4 protein-coding genes are annotated in these 11,760 nt (G+C 69.0%); 2 read left to right on the top strand and 2 right to left on the bottom strand.

Translation table 11 applies throughout. The features are described 5' to 3' along the window. Window positions 1-8: 8 nt before the first annotated feature. On the bottom strand, window positions 9-566 hold the full coding sequence (locus FB471_RS02730) for a hypothetical protein (protein ID WP_141995779.1): 558 nt from the start codon (window positions 564-566) through the stop codon (window positions 9-11). Further along, on the bottom strand, window positions 560-7,960 hold the full coding sequence (locus FB471_RS34810; protein ID WP_141995780.1) for a PA14 domain-containing protein: 7,401 nt from the start codon (window positions 7,958-7,960) through the stop codon (window positions 560-562). The genes FB471_RS02730 and FB471_RS34810 overlap by 7 nt, the downstream gene beginning before the upstream one ends. Before the next feature lie 331 nt (window positions 7,961-8,291). Here FB471_RS34810 and FB471_RS02740 point away from each other — a divergent pair, with 331 nt between their 5' ends. After that, window positions 8,292-9,968: a DUF2079 domain-containing protein gene (locus tag FB471_RS02740; RefSeq protein ID WP_246076213.1), complete on the top strand. Its 1,677-nt coding sequence runs from the start codon at window positions 8,292-8,294 to the stop codon at window positions 9,966-9,968. A gap of 206 nt (window positions 9,969-10,174) precedes the next feature. Next, on the top strand, window positions 10,175-11,611 hold the full coding sequence (locus FB471_RS02745) for a glycoside hydrolase family 18 protein (protein ID WP_170220680.1): 1,437 nt from the start codon (window positions 10,175-10,177) through the stop codon (window positions 11,609-11,611). Window positions 11,612-11,760 lie beyond the last annotated feature (149 nt).

Below are 11,760 nucleotides of genomic sequence, written 5' to 3' on the forward strand. Positions count from 1 at the left end.
CCGTCCACTCAGAACAGGTGCCCGAAGGCCAGCGCGACGCCGAAGAACAGCCCGGCCCAGCCGAGAAACCGCACGACCCCGAGGCGCCGGGCATGGGCAACCCCCGCCGAGGAGTCCGGCGGCGCCACGGTCCGCACCTGTTCGATCCGTTCCCGCAGGCCGCGCTGGTACCGGTTTCCCCAGAGCGCGTTCCACAGTGAGCTGCCGCCCACCCCCACACCGATCTCGGAACCGTCTCGCAGCACCAGCGCCACCGCGGGATCGACCTCGACGGCCGTCACCTCGGGCCACGGTATCCAGTACCGGTTGAACCAGTTCTGGACCAGCAGGCCGCGTTCGAACAGCACCGTCTTCGAGGTCAGGACGGCGCCGATGAACCACAGCCCGGCCGAGCCGATCAGCAGCACCGCGAGGTACTCGCCGAACGGAAGCTTGGCGTGCGGGCCGTTGATCGCCCCGCCGAAAACCAGGACGCCGATCAAGATCGTGCAGACGAGCGCGAAGCCGAACTCGAACCAGCGACGAACCGTCGCCTTCCTGGTTCCCCACGATGCGGTGCTCAGCAATACCTCGATCCTTTGAACGCACAGGTGAACGCGTAGCCGACCCAGCCGAACAGGCCGGAGAGAAACTGGTTGACCAGCAGGTTCACCCTGGTGGCCACCCAGTTTATTCGAGTCGACTGCACCTTCGTGTATCTCGTGGTATGCGTCTTACGGACGAACGGTGACTTGCGGTTGCGCAGGCTCAACGCACCCTTGCCCCCGACATACCGGGCGGCCGCGGCACCCCCGCCGATCGAAGCCAGGTTCGCCGCCGCCTTTCCCCAGTCGATATTGTGCCTGGTCGATATCCCTTCCGCGACGACGGTCGTCACCGCTACCGCCGCACCCGCCACGGCGCAGACTCCGGCGGAGACCACAATGCACCCGACGGCCAGCCCGGCGGTGATGTAGTCGCCGTACTCGTTGGCCTTGTCGGCCACCCAGCCCGCAGCCTCGTCGACGGCGTTACCGATGCCCTCGGCGATATCGCACACCAACCAGCACTTGCCGCTCAGGTCCGTGGTGTTGACCGGATTCGCCCCGGCGTACTCGTAGGCGTTGGCCGAGCCCTCCGGCTGGGGGTCCACGGAAAGGAACCTGCCGAGCAGCGGACTGTACGGCCGCGCGCCCATCTGCACCAGGGAGAGCGATCCCGCGTGCTCGTAGGGACGCTGGTGCTCGCCGAGCCAGCCGTAGTCCATCTCGCCCGGCTGGTTGTCCGGCACCGCGTCCGGATCCACCGCGCCGTCGGCACCGATCGGCTGGCCGTAGGGACCGTAGTGCCGCAACGGCCCATCCTGGACGCCCTCACCGTCGCTGGTCAGCACCAGGTCACCACGAACGCTGGGATGATCCCAGGTGGTCGTGGTCTCCCCGGCCTCGGTCCGCAGGGTGTACAGCACGCCGCCCGGCAAGGACACCGTCCTGCTCAGCAGGCGCTTGTCGGCGGTCAGCGTCACGGCCGCGTTGTCGTTGTCGCCGAGGTAGCACTGCAGCACCATGGCGGTGCTGTCGCCCTCGCTCACCCCGCGGGACGTGATCCGGTCGATCGCGTCCCGCTGGTAGCTCACCGAGGCGGCCTCCGGCCCGGTGGTGCGGGCGGTCAGGTTCCGGCCCGCGGTGTCCCAGCCGAGGTACGTGCTGTGCCCGCCCTCCGTGATCTCCACGGTGTTGCCTGCCGCGTGGTAACCGAACTCGGCCGCCAGCGCGCCATGCGTGGCCAGCAACCGGTCCGCCGCGTCGTAGCAGTAGCCGGTCTCGGCCGTACCGGACGCCGTGGTGTCCACCAGTTTGACCCGGTTGGTGTTGCGGCCCGCGTTCGCCCTGGTGCCCTCCGGGCAGCTCGCGGCCGCGTCCGAGGTGAAGTCGTAGCGATAGTGGTGCCCGCTGACGTACGCCTCGGTCATCCGACCGACGCTGTCGTAGGCATAGTTCGGCCCTTCCGGGCGGGCATCCACCCCGGCCAGGCTCTCGTCCACGACGGTCCCCGCGCGGGTACGGGACACCTCCGAGGTGACCTCGGTCCCGTCGGCGAGGCGCCAGGTCCGGCTGGTCTCGCGACCCGCGACATCCCTTCCGACCGCGGACAGCGCGGAGCCGTTGGCGTAGGCGACCGAGGCCAGCTCGCCGGCCTGGTCGTAACTCGCCGTGGCCAGGGTGGTGTCGTTCAGGGTGGTGGACAGCAGCCTGCCCGCGTCGTCGTAGGCGAACGTGCTGACCTGCTGCGCGTCGGCGGCGTCCGGCAGCACGACCGTCTCGGTGGCCACCCGCCCCATCGGGTCGTACTCCTTCTCCGTCCGTACCCCGTGCACGTCGGTGTAGCTGACGGTCTGGCCGAGCAGGTTGGTCCTCGTGGTGACGGTGCCGTGGTGATCGGAGACCGAGGTGGTCAGCGGGTCACCGTCCACCGCGTAGTCGTAGCGCACCACCCGCTCACCATCGGCCGAGTTCGCCGGGTAGGTCGTGGTGGCGATCCTGCCGCGCGCGTCGTAGGTGGTGCACGCCCAGCCCGCGCCGGCCAGGTGATCGGCGACCGCCCTGCCGAGCAGGTCGTACACCTGCTCCTCCACCCGGTTGGTGCCATCGGCCGCGCTCGGCGCGGTGGACTTCTTCACCAGGCCGGACTGGAGGACGGGATCGGACTCCGCGGTGCACGGATCGTCCCTGGTTTCGGTGTCGCCGTAGTACACATAGCTGGTCTGCGCCCCGCTGGGCATGGTGCGCGTGGTGCGGCGCAGGAAGCCATCGCCGGGCGCCTCGTACGTGGCGGTGCCGGACATCGCCAGCCCGTCCGGGTTCACCGTCGCCCGCTCGGCGATACCGAAGGCCGGGTCCAGGTTCTCCCCGTAGGTGGTCACCATCCGCTTGTCGGGTACGCCTTCGGACTCCCGTTCGGTGGTCGAGGTGACCAGGCCGTAGTCCGGGGTGAGCTTGTCCCGCGGCACGACCGTCCAGTCGAACCCGCCGAGCTGCTTCCAGGTGAAGTTCAGGTTGTCGCTGGCCCGAGCCTGGTCACCGGTCAGCGGGTAACGCTGGTACTCCACCCTCAGCCGGTGCTTGCCCGCCGAGAGCTGGATCGGCTTCCGCCCGTCGTTCACGGTGCCCGCACCCGCCACGTGCCCGGCGATCTCCTTCTCCGGCAGCTTCCGGTCGTAGAGCGCGACCTCGTCCAGCTCCGCCTGTGCCGTACCGCCCTCCGGGCGACGGCCGATCGCCAGCGGCGAACTGTTGGCCGCACCGGGTTCGGCGAAGGTACCGTCGCCGACCTTCTCCCCGTTGAGGTAGAAGGTCACGTGGTTGTCGGCGTCCCTGGTGACCGCGACGTGGCTCCATTCGTCGGCGACCACCGACTTGTCGGATTCGAGCGTCTGCCAGCCCGACGAGCCGCTGACCTGCCGGAGCTCCATGTTCAGGTCCGGGGTCAGGGACAGCTCGAACGGCATCGCCGCGCTGTTCGACCCGCCGTACTTCGAGATCAGGTCGTGCCAGCCGTTACCGTCGAGGTTGTGCCGGGGTTTGACCCAGAGCTCGATCGTCAGCGGACCGGTCAGGTCCAGCGCGTCGGAGTCCGGGATCTCAGCCTTGCCGCCGGTGAAGTCCACCGCCCGGTTGTTGTCGTCCGGCATGGCACCGCCGCGCTCCTGGGTGTACGCCCCGGAGTAGGCACCGTTCCGCCCGTTGCCGGAGTGGTCCCGCAGGGTGCCGTCGGTGTCCGCGAGCCGCCAGTGGGCCAGCGGGTCCGAATCGGCCACGCTCGGCGCGTAGGTCCGGTTGGCGATCAGGTTGTCGTCCACGTAGACCCGCATGCCGTCGGTGACGTCGTCCTCGGCGGTGCCGAAGACGTACTCACCTTCCTCGTCCACCTGCAGCAGACCGGTCATCCGGCCGGAGAACTCGCCCGGGTCGATGCCCGGAGCCGGTGGCGTGCTTCCCCAGTCGGTGTTCGGCGCCGAGGTGGAGTAGGTCTCGGCCGCCCCGGACATATGCGAGTTCGTCCACCAGGTGCCAGACAGTCCGGTGTAGCCCTCGTCGTACCGGGTGGTCTTGTACGGGACGTCCGCGCAGCCCTCGGGCGCGGGGTCCAGCGGGATCCGGTTCTCCCCGAAGCAGTGTTCGGGCGCGGGACCGGACTCGTGCATCGGGTTGCCCTGTGCGTCGTGCACGATATGCGTCACCCGGTCGGCCGGGTCCTTCTTGATGACCATCTGGTCGTCGTGCCACCAGGTGTAGTGCGTTGTCGCTCCGGTGGCGTCGGTGTCGGTCAGCATCCGGCCGGAGAGGTCCTTGGTGATCCGGCGGACGAATCCGGTATCCGGATCCATCCCGGCGACATCGACCTCCGTCCAATCCGGACCGTAGGTGTAGTCCTTGCGCTGCCGCTGCGAAGGTGTCTGGGCGAACCCGCTCGGTTCGGGTGTTTTCGCCCAGATCGCCCGCCGGTTGCCGTCGTAGCCGAACTGGTGGTTGGGCGCGGTGCTGTTGCGGTTGGCCGAGTCGGCCATGATCCAGTCCATCGACAGCGAGGTGCGCATCTGGTCCAGCAGGTGCGCACCGCTGAAGCCGTACTGGGTCCACTCGTCACCCGGGTTGCGGAACGCGCCGAGCCTGCCGTTCAGGTAGTACAGCGAGGAGGTGGCACCGTCCGGCAGCCGCACGGCACAGAGGTACCCGGCGGGCGCGGGCCAGTCGTACGCGCTCCACGGGTCTCGCTCGCAAGCCGGGTCCAGCGTGTCCAGGTCACCCGACGAGTAGTGCAGGGTGATCGCCCTGCCGGACGCCGGGTCGATCACCCTGGTCAGGCGCGGAACCACCGCTGAGGTGTCCAGAGTGGACCATTCCATTCGCGCGGCCGCCGGCTTGCGGGCGTCGGACGGCGCCGTGATCGACTCGAGTCCTCCGGAGGAGTTGAACACGAAGGTGGTGCCGTCCGAGTCGATGAGCGTCAGCCTGCCGTCCTCGTCCCGGGACAGGGTACCGTACTCCCCCGGCGGCGGCTCGTACCCGCCGTCGGAACGCTTCGTGTAGGAATGCGCGGCGCCGGAGGCATCGGTGAGCACCACGGAGTTCTCGGTGAACGTCGCCTTGGTGTAGCTGGCGCCCGCCGCGTCGGAGCCCACCGACATGGACCAGCCCGGCGGCAGCGAGGGCGCGTTCGGCGAGAGCCAGGAGGCGGGCACCGGAACCGGGGCGGCGCCGTCCTTCTCCGCCCAGAGCTTCATGTGCGCGAAGACGGCACCCTCGCGGTACTCGATCCGGATCGGGTACGAGCGGTTCGCCTCCAGATCCTTGGCGGTGGCGCCGTCGAACTTCGGCGGATCGTCCAGCGGGACCCAGGTGTTCCACTGGTCGTAGGCGCTCTCGTCCCCGATCCAGATGCGCAACCCGTCGTCGTGCACCCCACCGAACCGGTAGCTGCCGGACTCCGGCACCCGCAGGTAGCCCTGCCAACGCACCCGGAAGCCGTCCTTGGCGATCACCGGGTCGTAGGGCGAGGTCCGCTGCCAGTCGAAGGACACCTGGGAGTCGGTGCGCACCAGCACCGGCTCCTCGTCGTCCTCGATGCCCTCGGTCGAGTCCCCGGTAAAGTACTCCCCGACCAGCCCGGTCTCGTCAACGGCCTGCGAATTGTAGGTCAGGTCCACCGAGACGTCACCGCCGACGGTGTGCATCGGCGGCGTACCGTTCGTGGTGATCAGGTTACCGGTGGAAAGGTTGACGTTCACCGGACCGGTCTCGTCCCCCGGCACCGCGTCCTGCAGGCCGAGCCGCAGGTCCACCTTCAGCTTGCGTGCCGGGGCATACAGGCTCCGGGTGTCCGGGCCCTTGTCCCTGGACCGCACGGTCCAGGTGTAGTTCACCCCGTCCTCCAGCACGCCCGCCGGTACCTGCCAGGAGGGCGCGTCCAGCCAGCCGGACTGGGCGACGAGACCGGAGCGGCCGTCGGCGCCGGTACCGATGGAGAACTCGTACTGCACCGTGTCGTTCTCGGCGTCATCCACCGTCCCGGCGCTCAACGTCGGGCGCTTGCCCGCCACCACCGCCCGGTCCTGGGGTGCCTGCAGTGCGGGTACCCCAGGCGTCTCGTTGTAGCTCGCGAAGTTGTAGACCGGTGAGTAGCTCCACTTGTTGTCCGGCATGTACGGGTCCCGGACTCTCGCCTGCCAGTAATATCGCTTGTTCCACCGCAGGGTCGGGGTATGCCAGTCGGCGACCGTGCCGCCCTCCGCGACCTCGGACTGGTGCGAGGCGAAATGCCGGTTCATCACGTCCGGGTCCTCGGACAGGAAGAACTGCACCGTCATCCGGTCCGAGTTCGGGTCGGTGACGTCGACACCGAGGTGGAAGTCCCTCGTGTGCCACCGGCAGTCCTCGCCCGAGCAGCCCCGGTTGGCCGGCTGGCTCGGCCAGTCGTTGAAGTCGACGGTGACCACCGAGGCGCCGCCGTCCGGACCGGCCTCGGCCGCCGCCATCTTTTTCCACGAACCCTGCCCGTCCCCGGCGGTGTCGATCATCAGCCCGTGATAGGCCCATGCGCCGGAGGAGAAGTTGCGCACCCAGTCGGTGATGTCCACATGCGACCATTTCTCCCGCACCCCGGTGCTGTCCCGCCAGGCGCCACCGACGCAGGGCCGGTTGTTCCAGGTGATGGTCGACTTGTTCCAGGCGCAGGGCACGTCGTGTAGCCGGAACCGGGTGGGCGTGGTGAGGTTGGAGTGCACCCAGAACCCGTGCCATTCGGCGTTGATGATCTGCTTGTTGCGCACGTGCGAGAGGTCGTAGTACGCGAAGGTCTGGTTCCGGCCCGCACCCGGCCAGTAACCGATCTTGTTCAGGTAGCCGCGACCGTCCTCCCAGTACACGTCGTAGTTCGTGGTGGGGAACGCGCTGGAGACGAAGGCGTCGTAGGCGGCGTACAGGGTATGCGTGTGCAGGCCGGGGTCCACCTTGACCGGGAACTGGCGCTCCGGCGCGTTGACCCAGTCCTGGTCGGCGGACAGCACCACCCGCCACCCGCGCTCGTCGGACTCCAGTCGCTGGGACACCGGCCCGTTGCGCCACTCACCGGACCGGTCGTCCTGCGCCGAGTCCCACATGACCGGGGCGGGCACGGTGAACTCCACCCGCCCCTCGTCGCCGTACACCAGGATCCGGCCGTCTTCCTGCTGTTCGGGCCGCATCCCCTGGTCCAGATGCAGCCGGAAGGTCCACTCCGGAGCGTCGATCGCCCGGTGCAGCACGAAGGTGTGCTTCACACCGGTGGCCGAGGTGCGCAGTTCCAGGTCCACCCCTGGCTGGACATCCGGATACAGCGCGACCTCGCCGTTCAGCTTCGGGGCCCGGTCGGCGAGCCCCTCGAACTCGAGCCGGGCCGAGCCGGAACCGTCGCCGGACCGCACCTGGATCTCCGGGCTGCGCGCGGTTCGGGCGGGCAGCTCCATCGGTACCGCGGCGGCCTTCGGCCTGATCCCGCCGTGCTCCCGCTCCAGCGAGGCGTCCGCGGGCACCATGGACCGGCCGTCCTCGCCGGGTACGTTCACGACCTCCTGGTAGAGCTTGGCGGTTTTCGTCCCGTCCGGGTTGGCGAAGATGGTCGCGCTGGGATGCCGTTCCATCACGCGGGACTCCCCCTCGACGAAGCCCGTGCCGCGCTCCTGCCGGCGGGCCGTCGCGTCCGGGTCGGCAATCTTCTCCGGTTCCGCGGACGGTTGCTCCCGCGCGTGGTCGCCCGCCGGCATCTCCGGCCGCACCGAGGATCCCGGTTCGCTCGGCAGCGGCTCCACCCGGCCACCACCGGGCTCGGCCCGCGCGCCCTCCGGCGCGGCGACCCCCACCACCAGCGAGAGACCCAGTGCGAACACGACTACCGCGATGACCGCCTGGAAGAACGCCGAGCAGGCGTGACGAGACCCTCTCATGTGCACACGACCCCCTCCGTGGCCGAACCGGAATCAGCAAGCCGGCTACCACTCCGAAAAGCAAAACACCGGAAACCTAAATGGACACCACAGAGGGCAGACACCGCCGAACGGAGCAGTCGCCGACTGTCACCGGCCGGCCTGAATCCCGGGCTTAGCACACCACATTCGGAGGATCAAGCAAGGAATCACTACGGCCGGGAAACGAGACTTTGCCACTGTGCCAAAGGTCACGTAACGCCGACCGAAACCCGGTCCCGCACGATGAAACAAATCGCGTGCCGATAACCTGCCGATCCCCCACCGGTATCCGAGTCCACGAGGTTCCCCGATGACCTTTACCGACATCCCTGCCGAGCCCGCATGGCCGAGGGCCAGCCCGGGCGCCGGGACCGGACGTCGACCGGCGGCGATCGCCCTGGGCCTGCTCACGCTGGTCCCGCTGCTCCTCGCTGTGGTGCAGGCGGCCCGTGCCCCGCGTATGCACCTGCTGCTCGACTACTGGCACGTACTGGCCAAGATCACCGGCGACGACGGCTCCCTCGTCGCCGGAAAGATCGCCAGCTACCACCTCGACCAGCCATTCGTGCTGCCATCGTTACTTTTCTGGCTCGATGCCGCGATCCTCGGCGGAGACAATCGTGTGTTCAGCGTGCTCACGGTGGCGTTCGCGGTTGCGATTGTCCTGCTGCTGGGGACGATGCTGCCCAGCACGCTCGATTCCGGTAAGAAATGGGCGCTGACATCCGGATTCGCGTTCCTCGTGCTGTCCTCGCATGCGGCCGAACTGTGGGTTCAAGCCACCAACGGGATCAGCTGGGTACCGGCCGTGCTGTGTTCGGTGCTGGCGCTGCGGCAGGCGCATCGCGGACGGTCGTGCGCGGCGTACGCCTCCGCCGCGGTGGGCTGCCTGTGTTTCGGCGCGGCCTTCCCGGTGTGGTTCGCGCTCGCACTCACCGGCTGGCTCGCGCGCCGGGGCCGGGCCGCGGTGCTGGTTCCCGCCGCCGCCGGGATCGGCGTGCTGGCGTTCTGGTTCGCCACCAAACCTTCCGGGCCACAGTCGCTGGCCACCTCCGCGCTCGACCCGAGCGGCAGGTTGTCCGTGCTGGGCGCGGCCCTGGGCTGCCTCTGGTCGGCCGAACTCGCGGTCGTCGCGGTGCTCGCCGGCGGGGCGACCGCGGCGGTGCTGCTGCTGACCGGGTGGTCCGCGGTACGTGCCCGGCTGTCCGACCCCGCGGGACCGGCCGGCGCGGCCTGGGTCGGGCTCGGCGCCTACGCCCTGATGCTGGCCGGGATGCTGGCGCTCGGCCGCACCACCGACGCGCCCGTTCCCGGCGGGAACGTCGGGCTGATCAGCCGGTACGTGCTGGTGTCCGCGCTGGCCACCTGCGCGGCCCTCACACTACTCGTGCTGCACCGTCCCCGGCTGCCCCGGCGCCGGGTCATCGCGCTGGTGCTGACGATCTCCTTCGTCACCTACGCCATCGGGGGCACCAAGGCGTCCGGGGTCGACAGCGGCTACGCACCACTCGGAGTGACCGCGGTGGCCCTGCGCGTGGGTGCCGAGGACGCGCTGCGCGAGTTGCGGATCGAGCCCGGGGTCCGGCCCGCGGCCCAGGCCCTGGGCGCGTACCCGTTCACAGGGGACTTCTCGCTTGGGTGCGGCGGCCATGAACTGGACGACCGGCTCGACCTGCCAGCAGCCGTACCGCTGCCAGGGCCCGAGTCACCCTCCCCGAGCCGGGGCGTGGTCGACACCGCCCCGGCCGCCGGGGGCGTACTGCTATCCGGCTGGGTCACGCTGGACGGGCGGCAACCGGACTGCGTGCTGGTGGCGGACGGCATCGGCACCGTGGTCGGTGGCGGCGTCACCGGGCTACCGCGGCCGGACGTGCCAGGGCCCGCCTCCGGCTGGCGCGCGGCCGCCGCCCCGGGTACCACCCGCCCCACCGTGGTCATCCTCGCCGGCCGCACCCTCCACCGCCTCACCTCCACTGGAGTGCCCTGAACACCAGAACTGTCCACTACGGACTTCCAGCGGGCACGGCCGAGCGGCACCTCGGCGCACGCCGGGGTATAACCAGGTTCTCTCACATTTTGGCATAGGAATGCGACCGTCGCAGGGTACATCGTTGACGGTACCGCATGGTTCAGACCACTGCGGATGCCGAAAACACCCCTGCCCGTCCGCCGCCCCTGACCAAGGAGAACCGCATGAGGTTCGCACTCCGCCGCCGGAAGCCGGGTGCACCCACCCGCCTCCGTCTCGCGATCGTCACGGTGGCGTCCGGTATCGCCATCGCCGGCCTCGCCGCGCCTGCCCCGCAGGCCGCTACGGCGAGCCTCGGGACGCACGAGAGGGCCCAGGCAAGCGACCTGACGGTCAACTACTATCCACAGTGGGCGGTCTACGGTCGAAACACTTACATCGGCGACATCGAGCGCAACGGCTCAGCCGACGGCTTGGACGTGCTCAACTACGCCTTCGCCAATATCCACGCCACCGAACACACCTGTTTCATGGACACCCAGTCGGTCGGCAACCCCGGTGACCCCGACTACCCAAGGGACAACGCCGGCGACGCGCATGCCGACTACCAGCGGGTGATCACCGCCGGGCAGTCGGTCGATGGGGTGGCCGATGATCCGGCCGCCAAGCTGCGCGGCAACTTCAACCAGCTCAAAAAGCTGAAGGCCAGGCACCCCGACCTGAAGGTGCTGATCTCCCTCGGCGGCTGGTCCTACTCGAAGTACTTCGCCGACGCGGCAAGGACCGAAGCATCCAGGGAGAAGTTCGTCTCGTCCTGCATCGACATGTTCATCAAGGGCAACCTCCCGGAACGGGACGACTGGGGCACCGGTAAACCGGCGGGCGGCCCGGGAGTCGCGGCAGGCATCTTCGACGGGTTCGACCTGGACTGGGAGTACCCCGGTGGCGGCGGGCTCGAGGGCAACCACGTGTACCCGGAGGACAAGCAGAACTTCACGCTGCTGCTGCGGGAGTTCCGCGAGCAGTTGGACGCCGTGCGGTCCGGGCTACTGCTGACCGCGTTCACCGCGGCCGACCCTGTCAAGATTGAAAATGGCCTCGAGCTGGACAAGATCTTCAACTACCTGGACTTCGCGAACGTGCAGGGTTACGACTTCCACGGCTCGTCCTGGGAGCCGGAACGGACCGGCCACCAGGCCAACATCCATGACGACCCCGCCGACCCGAACCCCCCGGAGAGCCGGTTCAGCGTGCAGCAGGCGATCCAGATCTACACCGATGCCGGGGTCGACCCCAGCCAGCTGCTGGTCGGCATCCCGTTCTACGGCCGCGGCTGGACCGGCGTCCAGGACGGTGGAGCGCACGGGGTCTACCAGCAGGCGAGCGGGCCTGCCGAGGGCGACTTCCCTGAGGAACCCGGCGTTCGCGGCTACCGCAACCTGAAGGACCAGTTCACCGCAGACCAGATCTTCCGGGATGAGGAGGCCCTGGCCAGCTGGGCCTATGACGGCAACGAGTTCTGGTCCTTCGACGACCCTGCGATGGTGCGGGCCAAGACCGGATACATCACGGCCGAAGGACTCGGCGGCGCGTTCGCGTGGAACCTCGCCGAGGACGACGGCACCCTGTCCGCCGCGATGAGGGACGGCCTCGGCAGCTAGCTGAGCGCTGCCACCGTCCCTGATGCGGGCGGTGCCGGCACGTGTGGGGTGCCGGCACCGCCCGCACTGTCGTACCCGAGAGCCGTTATCACATAAGGAACCGCTATGACTGTTTGCTATGGGAAGACGGCCGGGCGACGCGCCATGGT

It is taken from the genome of Amycolatopsis cihanbeyliensis (assembly GCF_006715045.1).
Lineage (GTDB): Bacteria > Actinomycetota > Actinomycetes > Mycobacteriales > Pseudonocardiaceae > Amycolatopsis > Amycolatopsis cihanbeyliensis.

Coding starts and splice junctions, on each gene's coding strand:
- FB471_RS34810 (WP_141995780.1), bottom strand. CDS start 7,960: ATGAGAGGGTCTCGTCACGCCTGCTCGGCGTTCTTCCAGGCGGTCATC.
- FB471_RS02740 (WP_246076213.1), top strand. CDS start 8,292: ATGACCTTTACCGACATCCCTGCCGAGCCCGCATGGCCGAGGGCCAGC.
- FB471_RS02745 (WP_170220680.1), top strand. CDS start 10,175: ATGAGGTTCGCACTCCGCCGCCGGAAGCCGGGTGCACCCACCCGCCTC.